This window comes from Streptomyces sp. SudanB5_2050, from assembly GCF_964272335.1.
Lineage (GTDB): Bacteria > Actinomycetota > Actinomycetes > Streptomycetales > Streptomycetaceae > Streptomyces > Streptomyces rochei.
Genome location: NZ_OZ186760.1, coordinates 157891 through 178349, shown reverse-complemented (window position 1 = coordinate 178349; position 20459 = coordinate 157891). Strand labels below are relative to the sequence as shown.

Here is a 20459-nt window from a genome sequence, read left to right as displayed (position 1 = left end):
CCCCCAGGAGAAGCGATGAACGACAGCACGACCGCCCTCGACGAGCCGGTGACGGACGCCGCCCTCACCCGGCCCTTCACGGGCGCCAGCCCGTACGACACCTATGTGCGCGCCTCCGTACTCAACTCCCTGCAGCAGCCGCTCACCGAGGCCCCCGACGAGATGGGCTTCCTCGTGACCACCCAGGTGATGGAACTGTGGTTCACCCTGATCGTGCACGAGTGGCGCACGGCACGGGTGGCCTTCGCCAAGGACGACCTGCACGCGGCCACGGACGCGCTGACGCGCAGCCGCCGGGCCCTGACCGCCCTGGGCGGCGCCTGGGCGCCCATCGCCGCACTGACCCCCGCCCAGTTCAACGGCTTCCGGGCCGCCTTCGGCCAGGCGTCGGGCTTCCAGTCCGCGATGTACCGGCACATGGAGTTCCTCCTCGGCGACAAGTCCGCCGGCCTGCTGCGCGCCCACCGGGGCGACCGAGCCGTCCACGAGGCGCTCGCCGAGACCTACCGCGAACCGTCCCTCTACGACGAGGTGCTGGCGTACCTCCACCGGCAGGGCCTGCCCGTCCCGCGCCACGTCCGGGAGCGCGACGTGACGCGTCCGTACACCGGCGACCCCGGGGTCGTGGAGGTGTGGCGGCACGTCTACACCGGACCGCCGCACCACCCCCACCTGGCGCTCGGCGAACTGCTCACCGACATCGCCGAACTCGTCACCCGCTGGCGCTTCGACCACGCCCTGGTGGTCCGCCGCGCCATGGGCGCCCGACCGGGCAGCGCCGGTTCCGCCGGGCTCGCCTGGCTGGAGCGGCGTGCCGCCCGCCCGGTCTTCCCCGAACTGTGGGAGGTGCGCGGTGACGTCTAGGACGATCTCCGCCTTCGCGGCCGAGGAGGAGCGGCGGGTCCTGAGCCTGAAGCCGGTGCTGGCACCGGTGCACGGCCGCTACGGCGACCATCCCCACCAGACCTACGACGCCTGGCCGTCCGGCGACACCGACGCCCCGCTGGTGATCCTGCTGCACGGCGGCTACTGGCGCTACGACCGGATGCACCTGACCCCGTTCGCGGCGTACCTGTCCGAGCAGGGCTTCGACGTGCTGCTTCCCGGCTTCCGCCGCTCCGGGGGCGCGGGTGGCTACCCGGAGACCTTCGACGACGTCTCCCGCGTCGTGGACACCCTGCCCGAAGGACGACCCTACGTTCTGGCGGGGCACTGCTCCGGCGGTCACCTGGCGCTGTGGTGCGCAGCCCGGGGACTGCTGCCACCGGGCTCCCGCTGGCACACGCACACACTGCCGACGAGCGTGCTCGCCCTCGCCCCGCTCACCGACCTCACCGCAACCCGACGCGACGGCCTCAGCGACGACGCCGCGCTGCAACTCCTCGGTGGCGAGGAGCACTTCGACGAACGCTGCCGACAGGTGGACCCCCTCACCCTGCTGCGCGGCGCCGGCACCACCGGCGTGCCGACCGTGCTGCTGCACGGCGCCGCCGACGAGGAGGTCCCGCTCACCCAGTTCAGCGACTACGCGGCCGTGCACCGGGACCTCAGAACGGTCGTCCTGCCCGGTACCGGCCACTACACCCTCATCGAACCTGGAGCCCCCGGCGCCCGCGCGGTCACCGACACCCTGCGGGAGATGACGGCCGTCTTCGCGGCCTGAGAGGGGCGGAGGGGGCGGGGTGGGCGGCGGCGGTGACGGCCGCCGGGGGGCAGGTATCCGCACAGGGCAGGGCCGATGCTTCGCTCACCCCGTCCCGTCGACTAGTCGTCGCAGAGAGGGAATAGCGATGGAATGAGACGGTCCCAGTCCCTTCACCCCGTCGGCCGCATATCCTTTCGGCCATGACCGCCCAGTCTCCTGAGCCTTCTCCGCGTCCTGCTCCGTCCGGCGAGCTCCGCGCCTCTCACGACGACCGCGAAGTCGTGGTGGAGCAGTTGCGTGATGCGGCGGCCGAGGGACGCATCGATCTCGATGAGCTCGATGCGCGCCTGGAGCAGGCGCTGAAGTCCAGGACTCACGCCGAGTTGGCCGTACTGACCGCTGACTTGCCGAAGCCGCAGGCCACGGAGGACCGGTCGCCGCTGGTGCTCAGGGGCGGCATGTTCGGCGCGTCCCGCGGTCCCGGACGCTGGGAGGTTCCCAGGCGTGTGATCGCCCATGGAGGCGTGGGGGGCGTGAAGATCGACTTCACCCGCGTCGAGTGCCGCCTCAAGGAGGTGGCGGTGGAGGCGTTCGGGGAGACGTCCGGTGTCACGATCGTCCTTCCCGACGGTTGGGCCGCGGACACCAGCGGCATGGATCCCGGCGTCGGCGGCCTGAAGGACGAAACCACTTCCGACCGTCTCCCGGGTACACCGCTGATCCGGCTCACCGGGTCCGGTGGGTCCGGAGGAGTGGTCATTCGCCACCCCGATCAACGGGAACGACGCAAGCTGCGCAGCAACCCCGCGCAAGGCTGATCACCTCGACTGGGCGATGACGGATCCGCTCGTCCGACGGTGGGGGGCGTTCCGCCAGGACTCCACGCCCGGATGCGGCGGGTGGGTGGTCATGCCGTCTGGGGCTGGAGGTAGCGGGCCAGGAGGTCGTCCAGGCTCACCATGCCGGTGAGAGCGCCGGTGCGGTCGCGGACCAGGGCGAGGGTGGCCCGGCGTCGGCGCAGCAGTTCGATCGCGTCGGCCACCGTGGTCTCCTCGGCCAGTTCGGGCACGGGACGTGCCAGGGCGCGGGCCGTGGTGGGTCGGCCCTGGGCACGGGCGACCAGGACGTCACGGGCATGCACCGAGCCGAGCACGTCTGCGCCCGCACGGACCAGCAGCCGGGTACGGTCACTGGCTGCGGCGAGGCTCAGGATCCGTTCCGCGTCGGCGTCCGCGTCGACCGCGGTGATGTCGGCGGCCGGGATCCGCAGCTCGCGCACCGGGGTCTCCGGTTCCGTCAGTGAGCGGGTCAGCAGGTCGGAGTCGGTCTCGCTGATCAGACCGAGGCGTTCGGATTCCTCCACCAGATGGGTGAGCTGCTCGCGGTTGTGGACGGACGCCAGCTCGTCGCGCGGAGTCACCCGGCACAGCCGGACGAGGGCGTTGCTGAACGTGTTGAGGACCCGGATGAGCGGACGTACCGCCTTCACGATCCCCCTGAAGGGCGGGGAGAGGAGCATCGCGGAGCGCTCGGGGTGGGCGATGGCCCAGGACTTGGGCGCCATCTCACCGAGCACCATGTGCAGGAAGACGACCACGATCATCGCCACGGCGAAGGCCACGCCGTAGCTGAGCGCGGTGGGCAGGCCCAGCTTGTGCAGCAGCGGGTCGAGTTCGTGGGAGATCGCGGGCTTGGACACCGAACCGAGGCCCAGGGTGCACACGGTGATGCCGAGCTGGGCGCCGGCCAGCATCAGCGACAGCTCACGCATGCCGGCCAGTGCCGCTTTGGCGCCGCGCTGCCCGTCGGCGACGGCCTTCTCCATACGGTGCCGTTTGGCGGCGACCAGCGCGAACTCGGCCGCGACGAAGAACCCGCTGCCGATGAGCAGCAAGACGGTGACGAAGAGCGCCATCGGGAAACTCATACCTGCTCCTGCGTCTGCTCGGTCGTCCGCTCGATCCGGACCCGCTCCGGTACGTGCCGGTCGAGGGTGCGTACGTCGATCGTCACGTCTCCGCCGTCGGGCAGAGTGACCGAGAGGTGGTCGCCGATGGCCGGGAAGCGGCCGAGCCGGTCGACGATCAGGCCGGCCACGGTGTCGTAGTCCTCGTCCGCGGGCAGCTCGATGCCGGTGATCTCGGCGACCTCGTCCAGACGGCGCCCGGCGTCCACCAGCCAGCCGCCGTCGTCCGCGACCGCGACCTCGGTGACGGTGTCCGACTCGTCGGCGATGTCACCCACGAGTTCCTCGGCGACATCCTCGTAGGTGACGACGCCCGCCACGCCCCCGTGCTCGTCGAGCACGACGGCGAACTCGTCGTTCCGCTCACGCATCCGCTCCACGGCGTCCGGCAGCGGCAGAGTGTCCGGCAGCAGCAGCGGCTCACGGGCCACCGCACCCGCCGTGACGGAGGTGAGTCGGCCGGCGGGCAGCCCCATCAGCTCCCGTACGCCCAGCACACCCCCGACGTCGTCCGGGTGGTCACCGAGCACCGGGTAGTTGGAGTGGCCGTGCTCGCCGATGAGGCCGATGGCCTCGGCCGCGGTGGCGTCCTTGCGGACGTAGACGGCGTCCACGCGCGGCACCATCACCTCGTGCAGCGTCCGCTCGGAGAACTCCAGGGCGTGGTCGATCAGCTCGGCGGTGCCGCGCGGCAGTTGCCCCTGCTCGTGGGACTCGCCGATCAGATGGCCCAGTTCTTCCAGGGTGGCGCCGTGGTGCAGTTCCTCGACCGGCTCGATACCGACCTTGCGCAGCAGCTTGTTCGCGGCGCCGTCGAAGACACGGACCACCGGGCCGACGACCTTCAGGTACGCCAGCGTGGAGCTTGCCAGCGCCTTCGCCAGCCGTTCCGGGACGGCGATGGCGAGGTTCTTCGGCGCCAGCTCACCCAGCACCATCTGCACGACGGTGGCCAGAACGAACGCGAGCACCACGGAGATACCGGTGACCGCGCCGTCGGGAACGCCGAGACCGGACAGGACCGGCCGGAGCAGCGCGGAGACGGACGGCTCGGCGATGAAACCGACGACCAGACCCGTCACGGTGATGCCCAGCTGCGCACCGGAGAGCATGAACGACAACCGCTCCAGCACCTTCAGCGCCCGGGCCGCCTTCCGGTCCCCGGCGTCGGCCTCGCGGGCGAGGGCGAGCCGGTCGGCGGAGACGTACGCGAACTCCTGGGCGACGAAGTAGCCGGTGCCCGCGGTCAGCACGAACACCGCCAGCACACCCAGCCAGGCTTCCACGGCACTCATCCGACACCGCCCCGCCGCTCGCCGTGCTCAGAAGATTTTGGGCGGGATGGTCGGGGACTGTGCCCCGAAGGGTCCGTCGATCGGGCGGACAAGCGTTGACTCCTCGTCTAGGCGTGCGGACAGGAAAACGATTGTGACCGAAAACAGGTTCCCGACCGTCAGCGACCTGCTGACCTGGTAGGTGTCGTGATCAATCGTCGTGGCCCCGACGCGCGAGGTGGACGGTGATGTCGGCTGCCATCTCGACTCGGTCCGGCAGTACCTGCATGATCCGGCTGAACACCTGCGTTCGCTCCGCGGTCGGCAGGACGAGATAGGCCGAGACGGTGGAGAGATGACCCACGTAGTCGCGAGCGCTCATCGTCACACGCCGTTCGATCACGGACTGCTGGACGTCGGTGAACCACTCGGACTGTCGCAGCTCCGTACCCGGCCACTGCATCTCCTGATCCGGAGGCGTCCCGTCAGGCGACGGGATCTCGTCACTCTCCAAGAAGGGTGCTCGCGCCGCGCGGACAGCTTCCTCCACAGTCGGGTCAGCCAGTTGACATGGCCCGCCGCAGGAGGCGAACACGCCACCCGGCTCCAGCAGCGCGGCCACGCGTGACCACCGGCCCCTCGGGTTCGTCCAATGCAGCGCTGCTGCGGCATAGACCAGTCCGTACCGTTCACCCGGTCGCAGGTCCTCGAACGCGGCTCGCACCGTTCTGACGCCCCTCGGCACGTGCTTGCGCAGTTCGGCGAGCATGGCTCCGTCAGGGTCGGTCGCGGTGACCATGACCCCTCGTCGAGCGAACAGGCGGGTCGCCTTGCCCGTTCCGGCGCCGATCTCGAGGGCGGTCCGAACCGGATGGCCCGCGTAGGCCATCACTCTGTCGAACAGCTCCACGGGATACTCCGGCCGGAACCGTTCGTAGGCTTCCGCCACCACTCCGAAACTCAGCGCGCGACCAGACATGCCCAGCATCCTGACACGAGCGCCCTGCGGTGCTTCAGAGGGAGCCTGGGCCGCCGAAGTGAAGCAGGGACGTCTCGTCGTTGACGGCCGCTCCTTGACGATGGTCGGCTCGAAGGAGCCGTCGTGGTCGCAGGGCACCTTCACCTGCACCGGACCGACGTCGGTGTGACGTGGGGTGCGGGCGGCGAAGGGCGGGAGGGCGTACCGCCGTGTCAGCGCGGCACTTCCACCTCGATGCCGCCGAGACGGTAGTTCCAGCGCCGGTCGGACCGGGAGCCGCTCTTCCGGGCGCCCTTCAGGTGCTTCACGAAGGCCCTGCGCTGGGCCGGGGTCGCCGAGCGCCAACGCAGTTCGAGGACCGGGCGCACCGGAGGGACGAGTTCGCGCATCCGCTGGTCGACTTTGGCGAGGCTCGCCTCGTAGTCGTACGGCCGGTAGACCAGGTCGAGATCGATCGACGGTGCCGTGCCGCCCGCCTCGTGGTGACAGGAGCCCAGCCAGTCGGCGAGGTAGTCCAGCCCGAGCCGCACGTCGAAGGAGCTCTGGTCCTGCCACGCGCCGAGGTAGGGCGCGTTCACCGCCTCCGCCGTCACCTCTTCCGGCATCACGATCAGACCGCGGACGGAGGTGCCCGGCAGGGTGACATGGATGCGCGGCCAGATTCCGCCGGCCTCGATCCGGAAGGAGGGGAAGTAGCCCGCCATGGCCGTCCCCGTCCGCAGTTGGGCCCAGCCCATCGCGTCGGACGGGGGCCGTTCCGGTGAGTAGGGCCCGCTGGTGCGATGCCCGAGGTCGCCCTCCCGCATCATGAAAATGGCCTCGAACACATCACCGCGCAAGGCCATGCTCACGGGGAAGTACGCCCCGACCTGCGCCGTGAACGCCTTGCCGGTGATCAGGGCGCCGATGCTGGACCGGTCCGCGGTCATCGTCGTCTCCTCCATCCCCTCCGTCTCGGCCCGGGCGGTACCGGGTCGGGCAGACGGTCCAGTTCGGCCTGGACGGCGAGGGTGTCCGCGTGGTGCTCGCCCAGACGCAGCCGCCGTTTCGCCAGCACTTCGCGCAGGGTCTGCGCCGCGTCACCGTGCCGTCCGAGCCGAAGGTGCACACGGGCCAGCCCCACCCGGGCCTCCAGGGTCCGCAGGTCGTCGGGGCCGCGGCGCCTCACGAGCTGGGGCACCAGCACGGCGTACAGCCGCTCGGCCTCGTCCAGTTCGCCCTTGTCGGTGAGCAGGGAGGCAAGTGCCGTGATCGCTTCCAGGGTGGCGGGGTGGTCCGGTCCCAGGACCCGTTCGCGTTCCGCGGTCACCGCCCGGATCAGGGCCAGGGCTTCCGTCTGCCGGCGCAGGTCGATCAGTACCGCGGCCCAGCCGAGCATCGCGCGCTGGGTCTCGACGTGCCCGGCGTCCCACAGGTGGGAGCGCACATCGACCACGAGCTGCCAGGTCCGCTCGGCCGCGACCGGGTCGCCCTCGCTGTGCAGGACGGGGGCGGCCTCGGCGAGCGTGACGAGGTCGTCCTGGAGCACGGCGGCGAAGTGGCCGGCCCAGAAGGTCTCGGACCGGTTGAGTTCCGCCTCCGGTCTCAGCAGCAGCGTGAGCGCCTCAGCCGTGCCCGGCGTCGTGTCGGGCTCCCGGCTCGCCAGGTCCTCGGCCACGGAGTGCATGTAGAGGCGGTAGCCCGTGTCGTCGCGCGAGGGGACCTTGTCGAGTTCGGCGGCGAGTTCCAGGGTGCGGATGACAGCGTGCCGCTGCCGCTCGCCGATGCGGGCCATCGCCTCGACGAGCGCCGGGCGGCTGTCGTCGCGGGACGGCAGTTCGACGGCGACCTCGGCCCGCAGTTCCTCGATCACGGGCTCGGACTCCGTCCGCAGCACCCCGGTCGCCGCGCCGAAGTCGTACTCCCAGTCCAGAGCCCAGGTCAGCAGGCGGCCGCGTTCGTCACCGGCCAGGAGCAGGGCGCCGTCGGGGGCCAGCTCGACATCGGTGACCGCGGTCGAGAAGCCGGTGAAGGCCCGCAGTTCGCGGCCGGCCGTCAGGTCCCACAGGCGTGCCCGGCGGTCCTCGCCGCCGGACGCCGCGAGGAGGAAGTCCGGTGTGACGGCGAGGCTGTGCACCGCGGCGGTGTGCCCGGTGAGCACATGGACGCAGCGGGCGGCGGCCACGTCCCACAGCCGCACGGTGCCGTCGGCGGAGCAGGACAGCAGGCGCCGGCCGTCTGCGTCGGGCAGGACGTCGACCACGGCGTCGGTGTGTCCGGTGAGCACCGCCTCGCACTGTCCGTCGGCGGTCCGCCAGACGCGTACGGTCGCGTCGGCGCCGCCGGTGACGACGTAGCGGCCGTCCTCGCTCAACCGTGCGGCACCGATCCACGCCGTGTGCCCGCCCAGCACCCACCGCGGTTCGCCTGTGTGCAGGTCCCAGATCTTCACGGTGACGTCCTGGCCACGGGAGAGTCCGTACCGGTGGTCGGCGCTGACGGCCACGTCGAGCACGGCTCCGGAGTGGGCCTCCCAGCGTCCGAGGGACCGGCCGCTGGGGATGTCCCAGGCGGAGACGACGCCGTCGGCGGTCCCGGAGAGGGCCACGTGGCCGTCCTCGCTGACCGCGACGTAGTACACGTGGTCGCGGGGGTTGGTGAAGAGCTGGACGATGCGCCGCTCGCGGGGCTGCCAGGCGACGACCCGGCCGTCCTCGCCCCCGGACACCGCGAGCCGGCCGTCGGCGGTCATCGCCAGGGCACTGAGGTGGCCGGTGTGCAGACTGAGCGTGTGCAGCAGCTGCCCGGTCTCCACGTCGAAGACCCAGGCTTCGGAGTTTCCCGACCGGGCGAGGGCGGTGGGGCTGCGCCCGCTGAGTTCCAGGGCCCAGGACCGGTCGTCCTGGGGGGTGATCCGGCCCGCGGACCAGGCGTCGACGAGTGTGCCGCGGCGGCCGAGGGCACCGAGTCGACGCCACAGGCGTACCGGCTCGGTGTGGCGCCGGTGACCGGGCAGTGCCCGGGCGGCGCGGATCAGTTCGGCCGCCTCCTCCAGGCGTCCCGCCGCGCCGTGCGTGACCGCCTGGTCCAGCAGTTCGGCCGCTCGGGCGGCAGCGGCGCTGACCTCCGCGGCCTGGTGCGGGCGGACGTAGCTCCAGGGGGCCGGTGGTCCGGCAGGCGGCAGATGCCATACCCGCACGGTCTTGCCCTCGGCGGTGAGCGCGAGGCGGCCGGTCGCGCTCAGCGCGACCTTCTTGGTGTCGGGTGTCGCGTCCAGGGAGAGGCGGCAGCGGCCCGTCGTGAGGTCCCACACCCGTGACGGCTCGGCGCGTCCGCCGCTGGAGAAGCCGACCGTGCCGTCCGAGTTGAGGGCTGTACGGCCGTACTCGGTCTTCAGTACCCGTGAGGCGTCACCGGACCGGAGGTCGGCCAGTCGGACGTGGGCGCTCCCGCCGGTGACCGCGACGAGACGGCCGTCGTCGGTGAAGCGCACGCTCAGACAGGTGTGGTCGAACCGGTGGACCAGGGCGCCCGTGCGGACGTCGTACACCGAGCTGGTCCGGCGTGTGTGGTCGACGACGCAGCACAGGGTGCCCCGAGCGCCCAGGTGATCGGCCTTGCTCTCGAACTGCCGGACCTCCACCGGTTCGCCGGTCTCCAGGTCCCAGGTGACGATCTCTCCGTCGTACCCGCTGGTGACCGCGTGCCGCTGGTCCCCTGTCAGCGCGACCGCGAGTACCCAGCTGGGGTGGCCGGGGAGTTCGAACCCGGTGGTGGCCTCGAGGTCGAGCACCAGCGCGCGCCGGGTGCCCCCGCCGACGACCAGGAGGCGTCCGTCGTCGCGGACCGCGAGAGCCGAGGCTCTGTAGTTCTCCAGGTGCAGTTCCTGGCGGCACTCGCCCGCGGCCAGGTCCCAGATCCGCAACCCGCCGGAACCGTCCGCCGAGACGCCGGTCGCGCCGTCCGGCGTCAGGGCGAGGGCACTGATCCAGTCGTCGTGTTCCCCGGGCAGCACGGACTGGGCCGGGGCGGGCGCGTCCCGCACCGAGGCGAGGGCGGCGGTGATCTGCGGGTCGTCGGGCATCCGTGCGGACGCGTCCCGCAGCAGTTCGGCCGCGGCACGCGCGTCGCCCCGCTCGCGGTGCACCAGCGCGAGCAGGTACGTGCCGTTCTCGGGGTCGCCGAACCGCACGGATTCCAGCTCGTCCACCAGGTCGGCGTCGGTGATCACACCCGTTCGCCAGCGATGCAGTCCGCGGTTGTAGCGGGCGTGCGGGTGGTGGGGATCCGCCCGCAGGGCGCGGGTCCACAGCTCCTCGGCGCTGTCGTGGCGGCCGAGGTCCAGCATCGACAGCGCGTGGTTGGACAGGCTGTCGGCGAGCAGGGTGGCCGCGGACGGGGCCCGGCGGGGATAGGGGCCGACCTCGCGCCGGTGCACCGCGACCAGCCGCTCGGCGAGCGGGCCGAGCCGGGAGGGGCGTGCGGCGGGATCCTCCGCGAAGCACTCCCGCAGTACGTCCACCACCTCGTCCGGCACCCGCTCGATCGCGCCCGGCGTCCGGGACCGGGCGTATTCCTCGAAGGCGGCACCCGCGGTGGTCCCGTCCCGCACCGGCGGCCTGCCCAGGAGCATCTCGAACACGGTGACCGCCCAGGACCACACGTCCGTGGCCGAGGTGAGCCCGGACGGCGACCGTGCCTGCTCGGGCGAGCAGTAGGCGGGGTCCAGACCGCCCCGGCTGACGAACGGCTCCGCGTCCCCGGCCGCGCGGGCCCGCGCCAGACCGAAGTCGGTGACCTTGACCGTGCCGTCCCGGGTCAGCATCACGTTGGCGGGCTTGACGTCCTGATGCACGACGTCGTTCTCGTGCGCGTGGTCCAGGCCCCAGGCCGACTGGATCGCGACGTCCAGCAGCGTCGCGAGGGGAGCGTCGCCGTACAGGGTCCGGTTGCGGACGCCTTCCGCGAGGCTGCCGCCGTCGGCCCACTCGGCGAACACCCTCGGCACGTCCTCCAGGGTGCGCACGTAGACGCAGTTGGCGATGTGCGGATGCAGGCCCAGGCCCACCCACACCTCCGCCTCACGCTCGAAGTCCCCGATCCCGTCCGGCGAGCGGACGACGGCCGGGCGCGGGGTCTTCACGGCCAGGTCGATGTCCCAGCCACGGTGGTGGACCCGGTGCACCAGTCCGAGGCCGCCGGAGCGCACCACATCCAGGACCTCGTACAGATCCAGGATGACGTCACCGCGGCGCCAGGTGGCCATCCGCGTCAGTCCACCACGGCGGCGTACAGAGGTGTTCCGAGCAGTACCGACGTGCCGGTACCGTCCGGGCTTTCGCCGTGCAGCAGCCGCTTCGCCACGAACTCGACGTTCTGCGCCGGCCAGCGCAAGCGCGCGACGGCCTGCTCAACACGGCCCAGCGCCGCGCGATCGACGCGGTCGAGGTCGCCGTCCACCGCGTCGGCGACGTACTCGTCCTCCAGATCGGAGGTGATCCCGAGGCCGTCGAGCATGGAGGACATCATCGACCGCCCCACGCCGTGGGCCTCTGCGTCCGGCACGTGGTCGAACACGTGCCGGTTCGAGCCGCCCAGGGCGACGACGGTGTCCTCGGTGCGCCCGCCGAAGAACACCAGGGAGGACGCGGGGTCGTCGCGGAACGAGCCCCATCGCATCCGCAGCGAACCCCAGAAGTACTGGCCCGGTGCGTCCACCGTGCCGAGGTCACCGTGGTCGCGGAGGTACCGGACGACTGCCTCGAGACGCGTGATCCGGTCGTTCGGCGGGCCGTCGGTGGTGCGCTTCGCCGACAGCACGGAGAGGTTCACGCCCACCTCCGTCTGTCGCTTGGCCCCGAACCCGGGGTCGATCTGCGGCAGCAGCATGTCGACCTTGCTGTCGGAGATGTACACGTAGTAGCTCAACGACACTGCCGATCCTCCCGAGCCTCGACCCTCCCAGCCTATCGATCACGGCCGTCGTGAGCCATGGAATGCGCGGTCGAAGGGAGTTGACCGAAGCGTCGACAGCGCTGCAGATCACCCAGGCGGTTGCAGTGCACCGAAGTCCGACAAGACCGATCACAAGCAGCAGCGCATGGTCGAGTGCGGGATCAATCGGCTCCAGCACCACCGGGCCGTGGCCACCCGGTGCGTCGAACTCGCCGTCCGCCACGGAGCGACGGTGCTGGTCGCAACCATCGACGCCTGGTTGCGACCAGCACTTCGCACCGGCTCTCGGACGACGTCACGTTCGTCGCGAACGGGGTCAGGCGAGCTGGTCCTTGTCGGTCGGGAGCCAGACCGTCATGGTCGCCGGGTCGATGGGGATCGAGACATGCTCGTGCGTGATCGACCACGCTCCGTGCGTCCGCCGGAGGCAGACGCTCTCCCGTACCCATATCGAGGTCTGGAGGCCGCCCTTCCGCTCTCCCGAGTCACGGTGGAGCATGTGCGCGAAGGCGGTGTCTTCGCCGGCCACGAGGGTGAGGTCGTGCGTCTCCAGGCTGATGGGGCCGACGTATCCGTCGAACCACCGCACGAAGTTGCGGCGGATCTCGTCGGTGCCGGTGAACCTCAGCGGGGGGACGACGTCGTAGTAGACGGCGTCGGCGGCGTAGAAGGACATGAGTCGGTCGATGTCCTTGGTCTGCTGGGCGTCGGCGCGGCTCGCGAAGAGGGCCCGGAGCTCCGACTCGTGGGTGGTGGTCATTCGAGTACTCCTTCGGTGGTGTCGTGCTGGAGGGGAGGAGGGAGGGCGGACTCAGGCGGCGCGTCCGGCCTTGAGCGCGGCGGTGACCTCGACGACCCGGCGAGCCTGGTGGCGAGCGGCCGCCAGGCTCACCTCGCCGGGCTCCGCGTCGCCGACCACGGCCGAGGTGCCGTAGGGATTGCCCGACGTGAACTGGACCGGGTCGGTGTAACCGGGCGGCACGATGACGCCGCCCCAGTGGTAGAAGGTGTTGCCGAGCGCCAGAAGGGTCGATTCCTGCCCGCCGTGGGCGGTGTTGGAAGCGGTGAAGGACGAGTACACCTTGTCCGCGAGCTTGCCCGCGAACCACAGGGGCCCGGTCGTGTCGATGAACTGCCTCAACTGCGCCGCGGGGTTGCCGAATCGGGTCGGGGTACCGAAGAGCACCGCGTCGGCCCACTCCAGGTCGCCGTGTCCTGCCTCGGCGACCTCGGCGGTGTCCCGGTGATGCCGGGCCCAGGCCGGATGGGCGTCGACCACCTCGGCCGGGGCGGTCTCGGCCACCTTGCGGAGCCGGACGTGCGCCCCGGCCTTCCGCGCGCCCTCGACGACGGCTCGTGCCAGGGCGTGCACGTTGCCGCTGGTGCTGTAGTAGATGACTGCGACGTTCACGGGCTCCATGCCGTTCTGCCTCCGTCTGCTTCCGTCACGTTCCTTTGCCGGGTACGACGAGACGGCCCGGCGAAATGTGAGGCGGGGCGGCGACCTCACGTTTCGGGGCGCTGCCGCGTCATGACGATGAAGGAAGAAGCGACCGAGGAGCCTTGGACCATGACGCACCGTTCGACCGCGCCGCAGGACAGCCGACCGGATTCGACGACGAACGCGCTCGAGGCCGAGCGCCGCCGGCTGATCAATCTTGCCTACCGCATGCTGGGCTCCCTGGCCGAGGCCGAGGACACCGTTCAGGAGACGTACGCCCGCTGGTACGCGATGCCCCCGCGGCAGCGGGAGGCCGTGGCGTCCCCAGGTGGCTGGCTGACCAAGGTCACCGGCCGCATCTGCCTCGACGTGCTGCGCTCGGCACGGGCCAGGCGGGAGCGCTACGTGGGGGAATGGGTGCCCGAGCCGCTGCCCGCGCGCACCGAGTGGCCCACCGGCGCGAGCGACGACAGCACGGCCGACCCGGCCGATCGGGTCACGCTCGACGAATCGGTCAGCATGGCCTTCCTCGTCGTCCTGGAGGCGATGACCCCGGCGGAGCGCGTGGCGTTCGTGCTGCACGACGTCTTCCGCTACCCGTTCTCCGAGGTGGCCGACATCGTCGGCCGCACCCCGGCTGCCTGCCGACAGCTGGCGTCCTCCGCCCGACGCCGCGTCGACGCCTCACGGGCTCCCCTGTCACCGGCGGACCAGCGGGCGGATGTGGTGAGGGCGTTCAGGCAGGCGTGGGAGGCGAAGGACATCCCCGCCCTCATCGGCCTGCTCGACCCCGGTGCCGTCGCCGTCGGTGACGGCGGCGGACTCGTCACCGCCTTGCTCCACCCGGTCGAGGGCGCGGAGTCCATCGCCCGCTTCTTCGCCGACCGGACGCTCCCGGGCCGGCTGACGGTCCGGGAGCGCACGGTCAACGGCCAGCCCGGCCTGGTGGCCCACGTGGACGGCGCCGTTGTGTCGGTGTACGCCTTCGACATCGCGAACGGGCGGATCCGGCGGATCTGGGCCGTGCTCAATCCCGAGAAGCTCAGGCCGTGGAAGTCGGCCTGAAGGTGAGATCTACTGCTCGCCTTCGGCTTCCGGCCGCGGCGTCTCGTAGACGTGGGCGAGGGCGGTGTCCAGGAGGTGGCGCAACTGGGCCGGCGTCGGGGCGACGGCGGTGGCGATGAGGGCCTGGGGGTCGGCGAGAGGGGTCAGTACGGCGTGTCCCTCTGCCGAGCCGTCGCCGATGACGTGCGGCTCCCGCGGCGCGTCCAGTCCTGGATCGACCAGGAGGAGTTGTCCGGTCGCCCGGTGGCCCCCGAGGACGGCGGGGCCGTCCCATGCCGGTGCCGGGTGGCCGTAGGCGGAGTGCTGGTCGAGGAGCGGTCGTCCGCCGCGCAGTACGGTCAGCCGGGTGGTGAGATGACCCGGCGCCTCGCCTGAGCGGCCCAGGAGCTGCTCCTCCCGCATGAGCAGACGGGAGGTGGGGGCGAGGTCCACGGTGAACGTCTGGTGGAGGATGCTGCCCCGGGTACTGATCAGGGGCTCGGGCAGCCAGTGCAGGGACGCGTCCTCGTCCACCCTGATCCGTACGTCGTAGGTGGCTAGGGCGGTGGTGGGGCCGCGCAGGGCGATGGTGGCGGCCGCGTTGGTCACTTCCAGCCGGGCGCATGTCTCGGCGCTGATCTCGAGGGCCAGCCGGTCTCCGCCGAGCGGTGCGCTCATCGCGCCGAGCACGCAGACACGTGCCTGAGCGCCCCGGGCCCGTAGCCGGCGCAGGTGGAAGGGGCCGTCGCTGTGGAGGAGGGGGACCGTCGTGGCGCGGCCGTTGTGAGCGGCCCGGATGCGTGCGGTGGCGGTGACTCCGGACGGGTGCGTCGGGGCGGGTTCGGCGGAGCGCCGGCCGTGTGTTCCACCCTCCGCTCGGAGGGGTTCTCCGGTCGGTGGCGGAATCACGGCCGGAGTCCGCGCGGTGGTGACGTTCACCGGGAGGGTCCTGCGGCGTGCCAGGCGGCAAGGCAGTCGGTGACCCAGTCGGCGACCGGCTGGACGCCGTCGGGCGAGGTGAGGCTGGTGAAGGCGTAGGGCAGGTCCTTGCGCTGCTTACGGGTGTCGGACCTCATGGTGTCCAGGTCGACGCCGACGTAGGGGGCCAGGTCGGTCTTGTTGACCACGAGGAGGTCGGCGGTGGTGATGCCGGGACCGCCCTTGCGGGGGATGTCGTCGCCGCTGGCCACGTCGATGACGAAGACCTGGGTGTCGACGAGTCCGCGGGAGAAGGTCGCGGTGAGGTTGTCCCCACCGGACTCGATGAGGATCAGGTCGAGCGGGCTCAGGGTCTGCTCGAGTTCCTCGACGGCTTCGAGGTTGGCGGAGATGTCGTCCCGGATGGCGGTGTGCGGGCAGGCTCCGGTCTCCACGGCGGTGATCCGCTCGGGCGGCAGGACGGCCTCGCGGCGCAGGAAGGCGGCGTCCTCCTGGGTGTAGATGTCGTTGGTGACCACGGCGATGGAGAGCCGGTCACGCAGGGTGCGGCACAGTGCGGCCACGGTCGCGGTCTTGCCCGAGCCGACGGGTCCGCCGAAGCCGATGCGCAGGGCACGGCGGCTGCCGTCGGCGAGCAGCGGTTCGGCGCTGTGGGTGTGGCGATGCGGCATGGTCACGGGGTGGTCGAGATGCACAGGGATGCTCCAGGCAACGGTCAGGGCGGGTCAGGAGGCGAAGAGCCGGACGGTCCAGGCGGCGTGCTGCTCACCGGTGATGTCCAGCAAGGGAGCGGACGCGGCGGGCAGGGCGGCGATCCCCTCCGCCGCCACCCGCCCCGCCGCGTCGGCCGCGGTGTCGGCGACGGTGTCGAGTTCGTCGGCGAGCCGCGCCAGGACGGCGGTGGCCTCGAACGGGTCGAGGCTCAGCAGGCGCACCGCGGCGGTCGCCGGACCGCCCACGCTCTCGTATCCGGCGGCCTGGGCGGCGTCCAGTGGAGTGAGTCCGGCGGCGCGGGCGGTGACGCCGAGCACGACCGGCTGGTGGGCGCCCTGCGGCCGGTGAAGGGCGAGGTGGTCGAGGTCGGCGCTGGGCCAGGTGGCCCGGGCCGCGCGCATCAGTTGCCGGCCCAGGCGGCGTGCGATGCGGCGCAGCGCCGGGACAGGGGTGCGGGCGTCGGCGGCCTCGTCCAGGGCCAGGGCGTCGTAGCCGTTGGCGGCGGCCGCGGCGAGGCCGGCTGCGACCAGGCCCGCGGTGTGCAGCCGCCCCCGGCAGAACGCCTCCAGGCTCGCGCTGTCGTGGACCCGACCGGAGGAGACGGCGGGCTCCACGCCGCCGGAATGGGCATGTCCGCCGGCGGGGAAGCGGCCGTCGGCCAGGACGAGCAGGGCAGTGCGGCTCATGGGGTGGCGGAACCGCCTTTCACGGGGAGGTGACGGGGCCGGCCGTACGGTCGTGACCGAAGCCGGCCGTGGCGATCAGAAGAGGAAGTACCGCTGGGCCAGGGGCAGCTCGGTGGCGTAATTGCGTCCGACCTCCTGTCCGTCGACCGTGGTGCGGACGTCGGAGGTGGTGGCGCCGCCGATGGTGACGTCGAAGGTGTCGGGGTCGATGTCGATCTTCGGAACGCCGTTGTTGTGGATCATGTCGGCCTTGGTGACCTCCCGGGTGGAGCGGATCGCGCGCATGGGCTTGAGCAGCCCGATCTCGGCGAGTTCGCCGTCCAGGGCGGCCTCGGCCACGAAGTTGAAGGAGTTCGCCGCCGGGGCTCGGCCCTTGAAGCCCCAGACGGGTCGGGGGAGGTAGGGCTGCGGGGTGGGGATCGAGGCGTTGGCGTCGCCGATCTGGGCGTAGGAGATCTGGCCGCCCTTGATGACCATGTGCGGCTTGACGCCGAAGAACTTCGGCTCCCACAGCACCAGGTCGGCGAGTTTGCCGGTCTCGACGGAGCCGACCTCGTGGTCGATGCCGTGGGTGATGGCCGGGTTGATCGTGTACTTGGCGACGAAACGCCGGGCGCGGAAGTTGTCCGCGTGGGCGTCGTCCTCACGCAGGTGGCCGTAGCGGGCCTTCATGACGTGCGCGGTCTGCCAGGTCCGCATGATCATCTCGCCGATGCGGCCCATGGCCTGGGCGTCGGACGACATCATCGAGATGGCGCCCATATCGTGCAGCAGGTCCTCGGCGGCCATGGTGGAGGGCCGGATCCGGGAGTCGGCGAACGCCATGTCCGCGTCGACCTCCGGGTTGAGGTGATGGCACACGATCATCATGTCGACGTGCTCCCTGACGGTGTTGACCGTGAAGGGCCGGGTCGGGTTCGTCGACGCGGGCAGCACGTTGGGTTTGCCGGCGAGACTGATCATGTCGGGGGCGTGGCCACCGCCGGCGCCCTCGATGTGGAAGATGTGCAGACTGCGATACTTCGCCTTCTTGGCGCCGCGGTCCTCCCTGGTCGCGGCGAAAGTGCTCTGCACGAACCCGGCCTCGTTCAGCGAGTCGGCGTGCAGTGCGACCTGCACACCGGTCTCCTCGCACACGCTCAGCGCGGCGTCGATCACCGCCGGAGTGGCACCCCAGTCCTCGTGGATCTTGAAGCCGAGGGCGCCTGCCGTGACCTGGTCGTGCAGCGCCTTGGTCGAGACGGTGCTGCCCTTGGCGAGCAGGCCGATGTTCACCGGGAAGGCGTCCAGCGCCTCGAAGGTCCGCTGAAGGTGCCACTTGCCGGGCGTCACGGTGGTGGCCGTACTGCCCTCGGCCGGACCGGTGCCGCCACCGATCAGCGTCGTCACGCCCGACGCGACCGCCTCGTGGATCTGCTCCGGGCACAGGAAGTGCACGTGGGTGTCGACGCCGCCCGCGGTCAGGATGCGTCCCTTGCCGGAGATCACCTCGGTCTCGGGACCCACGATGAAGTCCGAGGCGCGAGGGTCGTCGTTGGGGCGCGGCGTCATGGTCTCCGGGTTGTACGCCTTGCCGATGGCGTGAATACGGCCGTCGCGCAACCCGACGTCGGCCTTGACCACGCCCCAGTGGTCAAGGATCAGCGCTCCGGTGATGACGGTGTCGACCGGTTCGCGGGGGTCATCACGGGGGATGTGCGACTGGCCCATCGACTCGCGGATCACCTTGCCGCCGCCGAAGACCATCTCGTCCCCGCTGCGCCCCGGACCACCGCACCAGTCCGCGTCGATGCGCAGGACGAGATTGGTGTCGGCGAGCCGGACCCGATCGCCGGCGGTCGGCCCGTACAGGTCGGCGTAGCGGGAACGCAGCAGCGGGTCCCAGGGCTTGTCCTTCTTGACCTTGTCCTTCTCAGCCCTGTTCGGCATCGAGGTGCTTCTCCTCTTCGCTCTTGTCGGCCTGGAGCCCGTGGACGATCCGCTCGCCGGCGATCGGCACCAGCATCACGGTGCGCTTGTCGCCGGGTTCGAACCGTTCCGAGGTGCCGGACGGGATGTGCAGCCGCATCCCGTGAGCCGTCTCGCGGCGGAACTTGAGTCCCTTGTTCGCGTCGGCGAAGTGGAAGTGGGACCCCACCTGGATCGGGCGGTCCTTCGGGTTGCGCACCACCAGCGGCACGGGTGTCACGTCGTCGTTGAAGGCCACTCGGTACTCGTCCTCGTCCGGCAGCAGCTCGAGCTTGCCGGGATGGACGTCCACCTTCGTGGACGCCTCGTCGAACGGATCACTGATGGTCACCAGCTTCGTTCCGTCCGGGAACGTCGCCTCGACCTGGACGTTGTCGACCATCTCCGGCACGCCGTCCATGACCTCGCTGCGCCGAAGCACATGGCGCCCGGACTCCATCACCGCGTCGACCGTCGCCCCGGCCCGCGCCTCCTCGAAGACATGCGCCGTCAGCAGCGCCATGACCTCGGGATAGTTCAACAGCAGACCGCGCTCACGCCGCCGTCGGGCGACATCGGCCGCCACGTGGATCAACAGACGCTCCTGCTCGTGCGGTGTCAGATGCACGCTGGTCCCCCTCTCCTGTGTGTCGCTGCACCCGTGCGGTGAGCACCACGAAGCGGAAAGTGAATGCCGCTCGTGGTACCTGCCGCGGACCGATCCTGAGAGAAGGGAGAGCCCAGGACCAGTGAAACGGGCAGGTCAGCCCTGATGGAGTGAAACGGGGGCACTGGGCGCGTACGGGGCGCAACGACCGCGTGCGGGGTAGACGGGCAACGGCCCCCAGCAGCGACACCTCCCCTTGCATCCGTCGTAGTGGGAGGATGGGCATGAGCGGGTCGGTCGCCGGATCCAGCGTGGAAAGGTGCCGGAAGATCCCGCCGAGCAGCCGGCCGCGGTCGACATCGCGACGCGACAGCGCCGCGTGCTGAGCGTGCAGAGCCGTCGCTGGGTGTGGTGGCTCCTGGGCGCTGCGGCGCTGCTGTGGCTCGCGAACGCGGTGGCCCGGCTGTTGCTGATCAATCCTCTGTCCATGCGTCGGCAGCGACGGCGGTTGGAGGCCGTGGAGCATGCCCTACATGTTCAGGGGACGCCAAGAGCCCCCAGCGCCTCTTGACGAGCAGCGAGGGTCCATAGGGAAGCCGCAGCGTGGATGATCTTCGGGGCAACGCTCACGTGGGGCCCATCGCGACGGGTTGCGCGATGGGCCCCACGTCCATGTGCAGGCATGGAGTCAGCAGGTCAGAAGTAGTGCTTTCGTCCGCCGACGGCTCGACCAGTGGCGCCGAGGAGCCACAGGACGGCGCCGACGACGAGGAGGATGCCGCCGATGGTGGTCAGGATCGGAATGCCGACCAGTATGCCGATGAGAAGCAGAATGACGCCGAGTATGAGCATGTCGGTTGCCACCTTCGTTTTCTTCTTCGGCCGGTCTCTGCGCTCGCCACTGCGACGCACGGGGGCGTCCAGGAGAGGCGTCCGAGGACCGGCTTGCCCTGATGGGCGTCTACCTGTCGCGGTTACTGTGCGACGACGTCCTCGTGCCCGGCTCTGCGGCATCTATGCAGCCGGATACCTCCCGGGCGCCGACGGCGCACGGTTCTCGTCCTAAGCGAAGTCGGTCACGAGCGGGGGAGGGGGTGGGCTGGTGCGTCCACTGCTGTTGCTGGATGAGGACGGGCCAGTGAATCTCCTGCCGCGAAGGGCCCGCCTCCACCCCTCCCTGCCCGGCCGCCGGCGTCATCGGAGCGTCCCCGGACACCCATTGTGGTGCCCCGACCCTGTCGGGAGGAGTTAATGGATCATCCTGTCCCGCTCTCCGGGTACCG

General features: G+C 71.0%; 19 protein-coding genes. 5 read left to right on the top strand and 14 right to left on the bottom strand.

All coding sequences use genetic code 11. The annotated features are described in order from the left end of the window. Nucleotides 1-15 precede the first annotated feature (15 nt). From ACFZP7_RS00900 to ACFZP7_RS00890, 3 genes are all read left to right on the top strand, one after another. Nucleotides 16-864: a tryptophan 2,3-dioxygenase gene (locus ACFZP7_RS00900; RefSeq protein WP_046248792.1), complete on the top strand. Its 849-nt coding sequence runs from the start codon at nucleotides 16-18 to the stop codon at nucleotides 862-864. Further along, on the top strand, nucleotides 854-1663 hold the full coding sequence (locus ACFZP7_RS00895; RefSeq protein ID WP_355518696.1) for an alpha/beta hydrolase: 810 nt from the start codon (nucleotides 854-856) through the stop codon (nucleotides 1661-1663). The genes ACFZP7_RS00900 and ACFZP7_RS00895 overlap by 11 nt, the downstream gene beginning before the upstream one ends. Before the next feature lie 182 nt (nucleotides 1664-1845). Further along, complete coding sequence (locus tag ACFZP7_RS00890) at nucleotides 1846-2463, top strand: DUF1707 domain-containing protein (protein WP_355101820.1); 618 nt, start codon at nucleotides 1846-1848, stop codon at nucleotides 2461-2463. An 89-nt stretch (nucleotides 2464-2552) separates the two neighbouring features. On the opposite strand, the gene ACFZP7_RS00885 is transcribed toward ACFZP7_RS00890, so the two are convergent. From ACFZP7_RS00885 to wrbA, 8 genes are all read right to left on the bottom strand, one after another. Beyond that, on the bottom strand, nucleotides 2553-3572 hold the full coding sequence (locus tag ACFZP7_RS00885; protein ID WP_385633530.1) for a hemolysin family protein: 1020 nt from the start codon (nucleotides 3570-3572) through the stop codon (nucleotides 2553-2555). Beyond that, entirely contained in the window at nucleotides 3569-4906 is a 1338-nt protein-coding gene (locus ACFZP7_RS00880) for a hemolysin family protein (protein ID WP_127437705.1), read from the bottom strand. Before ACFZP7_RS00880 ends, ACFZP7_RS00885 begins: the two co-directional genes overlap by 4 nt. 190 nt (nucleotides 4907-5096) lie before the next feature. Continuing rightward, the gene (locus tag ACFZP7_RS00875) at nucleotides 5097-5864 is read right to left on the bottom strand and encodes a class I SAM-dependent methyltransferase (protein WP_385633529.1); all 768 of its coding nucleotides are present in this window, start codon (nucleotides 5862-5864) and stop codon (nucleotides 5097-5099) included. Nucleotides 5865-6076: 212 nt separating this feature from the next. Continuing rightward, entirely contained in the window at nucleotides 6077-6793 is a 717-nt protein-coding gene (locus tag ACFZP7_RS00870) for a hypothetical protein (protein WP_385633528.1), read from the bottom strand. Beyond that, nucleotides 6790-11109 (bottom strand): protein kinase domain-containing protein, encoded by a 4320-nt coding sequence (locus ACFZP7_RS00865; protein WP_385633527.1) that lies wholly within the window; start codon nucleotides 11107-11109, stop codon nucleotides 6790-6792. The genes ACFZP7_RS00870 and ACFZP7_RS00865 overlap by 4 nt, the downstream gene beginning before the upstream one ends. Nucleotides 11110-11114: 5 nt before the next feature. After that, the gene (locus ACFZP7_RS00860) at nucleotides 11115-11777 is read right to left on the bottom strand and encodes a DUF7019 family protein (RefSeq protein ID WP_210903887.1); all 663 of its coding nucleotides are present in this window, start codon (nucleotides 11775-11777) and stop codon (nucleotides 11115-11117) included. A gap of 337 nt (nucleotides 11778-12114) precedes the next feature. Beyond that, nucleotides 12115-12558 carry a nuclear transport factor 2 family protein gene (locus ACFZP7_RS00855; RefSeq protein ID WP_127440537.1) on the bottom strand — a complete coding sequence of 148 codons (444 nt, stop codon included), beginning with the start codon at nucleotides 12556-12558 and terminating at the stop codon, nucleotides 12115-12117. A gap of 51 nt (nucleotides 12559-12609) precedes the next feature. Continuing rightward, entirely contained in the window at nucleotides 12610-13218 is a 609-nt protein-coding gene (gene wrbA / locus ACFZP7_RS00850; protein WP_019328976.1) for an NAD(P)H:quinone oxidoreductase, read from the bottom strand. Nucleotides 13219-13368: 150 nt separating this feature from the next. Here wrbA and sigJ point away from each other — a divergent pair, with 150 nt between their 5' ends. After that, nucleotides 13369-14304, top strand: a complete 936-nt coding sequence (gene sigJ, locus ACFZP7_RS00845; RefSeq protein ID WP_385633526.1) for an RNA polymerase sigma factor SigJ — start codon at nucleotides 13369-13371, stop codon at nucleotides 14302-14304. 9 nt (nucleotides 14305-14313) lie between these two features. Here the strand turns inward: sigJ and ACFZP7_RS00840 are convergent, their stop codons facing one another. From ACFZP7_RS00840 to ACFZP7_RS00820, 5 genes are all read right to left on the bottom strand, one after another. Further along, a complete protein-coding gene (locus ACFZP7_RS00840) occupies nucleotides 14314-14961 on the bottom strand; it encodes an urease accessory protein UreD (protein ID WP_385633525.1) in 648 nt (215 codons plus the stop codon). Nucleotides 14962-15218: 257 nt separating this feature from the next. After that, nucleotides 15219-15917, bottom strand: a complete 699-nt coding sequence (gene ureG / locus ACFZP7_RS00835; RefSeq protein ID WP_385633524.1) for an urease accessory protein UreG — start codon at nucleotides 15915-15917, stop codon at nucleotides 15219-15221. A 30-nt stretch (nucleotides 15918-15947) separates the two neighbouring features. Next, entirely contained in the window at nucleotides 15948-16622 is a 675-nt protein-coding gene (locus tag ACFZP7_RS00830; protein WP_385633523.1) for an urease accessory protein UreF, read from the bottom strand. Between the two features lie 75 nt (nucleotides 16623-16697). Beyond that, nucleotides 16698-18551 (bottom strand): urease subunit alpha, encoded by a 1854-nt coding sequence (locus ACFZP7_RS00825; RefSeq protein WP_385633522.1) that lies wholly within the window; start codon nucleotides 18549-18551, stop codon nucleotides 16698-16700. Further along, on the bottom strand, nucleotides 18535-19197 hold the full coding sequence (locus tag ACFZP7_RS00820; RefSeq protein ID WP_307949186.1) for an urease subunit gamma: 663 nt from the start codon (nucleotides 19195-19197) through the stop codon (nucleotides 18535-18537). Before ACFZP7_RS00820 ends, ACFZP7_RS00825 begins: the two co-directional genes overlap by 17 nt. Before the next feature lie 298 nt (nucleotides 19198-19495). Between ACFZP7_RS00820 and ACFZP7_RS00815 the strand changes: the two genes are divergently transcribed. Beyond that, nucleotides 19496-19747, top strand: coding sequence for a hypothetical protein (locus ACFZP7_RS00815; protein ID WP_385633521.1), 252 nt, complete (start codon nucleotides 19496-19498; stop codon nucleotides 19745-19747). 125 nt (nucleotides 19748-19872) lie between these two features. Here the strand turns inward: ACFZP7_RS00815 and ACFZP7_RS00810 are convergent, their stop codons facing one another. Continuing rightward, a complete protein-coding gene (locus ACFZP7_RS00810) occupies nucleotides 19873-20028 on the bottom strand; it encodes a DUF6131 family protein (protein WP_078855194.1) in 156 nt (51 codons plus the stop codon). Nucleotides 20029-20459 lie beyond the last annotated feature (431 nt).

Excerpts from the sequence above, each read along its gene's own strand:
- ACFZP7_RS00900 (WP_046248792.1), top strand. The coding sequence starts at position 16 with ATGAACGACAGCACGACCGCCCTCGACGAGCCGGTGACGGACGCCGCC.
- ACFZP7_RS00890 (WP_355101820.1), top strand. The coding sequence starts at position 1,846 with ATGACCGCCCAGTCTCCTGAGCCTTCTCCGCGTCCTGCTCCGTCCGGC.
- ACFZP7_RS00885 (WP_385633530.1), bottom strand. The coding sequence starts at position 3,572 with ATGAGTTTCCCGATGGCGCTCTTCGTCACCGTCTTGCTGCTCATCGGC.
- ACFZP7_RS00880 (WP_127437705.1), bottom strand. The coding sequence starts at position 4,906 with ATGAGTGCCGTGGAAGCCTGGCTGGGTGTGCTGGCGGTGTTCGTGCTG.
- ACFZP7_RS00875 (WP_385633529.1), bottom strand. The coding sequence starts at position 5,864 with ATGTCTGGTCGCGCGCTGAGTTTCGGAGTGGTGGCGGAAGCCTACGAA.
- ACFZP7_RS00870 (WP_385633528.1), bottom strand. The coding sequence starts at position 6,793 with ATGACCGCGGACCGGTCCAGCATCGGCGCCCTGATCACCGGCAAGGCG.
- ACFZP7_RS00865 (WP_385633527.1), bottom strand. The coding sequence starts at position 11,109 with ATGGCCACCTGGCGCCGCGGTGACGTCATCCTGGATCTGTACGAGGTC.
- ACFZP7_RS00855 (WP_127440537.1), bottom strand. The coding sequence starts at position 12,558 with ATGACCACCACCCACGAGTCGGAGCTCCGGGCCCTCTTCGCGAGCCGC.
- wrbA (WP_019328976.1), bottom strand. The coding sequence starts at position 13,218 with ATGGAGCCCGTGAACGTCGCAGTCATCTACTACAGCACCAGCGGCAAC.
- sigJ (WP_385633526.1), top strand. The coding sequence starts at position 13,369 with ATGACGCACCGTTCGACCGCGCCGCAGGACAGCCGACCGGATTCGACG.
- ACFZP7_RS00840 (WP_385633525.1), bottom strand. The coding sequence starts at position 14,961 with ATGAGCGCACCGCTCGGCGGAGACCGGCTGGCCCTCGAGATCAGCGCC.
- ACFZP7_RS00830 (WP_385633523.1), bottom strand. The coding sequence starts at position 16,622 with ATGAGCCGCACTGCCCTGCTCGTCCTGGCCGACGGCCGCTTCCCCGCC.
- ACFZP7_RS00825 (WP_385633522.1), bottom strand. The coding sequence starts at position 18,551 with ATGCCGAACAGGGCTGAGAAGGACAAGGTCAAGAAGGACAAGCCCTGG.
- ACFZP7_RS00810 (WP_078855194.1), bottom strand. The coding sequence starts at position 20,028 with ATGCTCATACTCGGCGTCATTCTGCTTCTCATCGGCATACTGGTCGGC.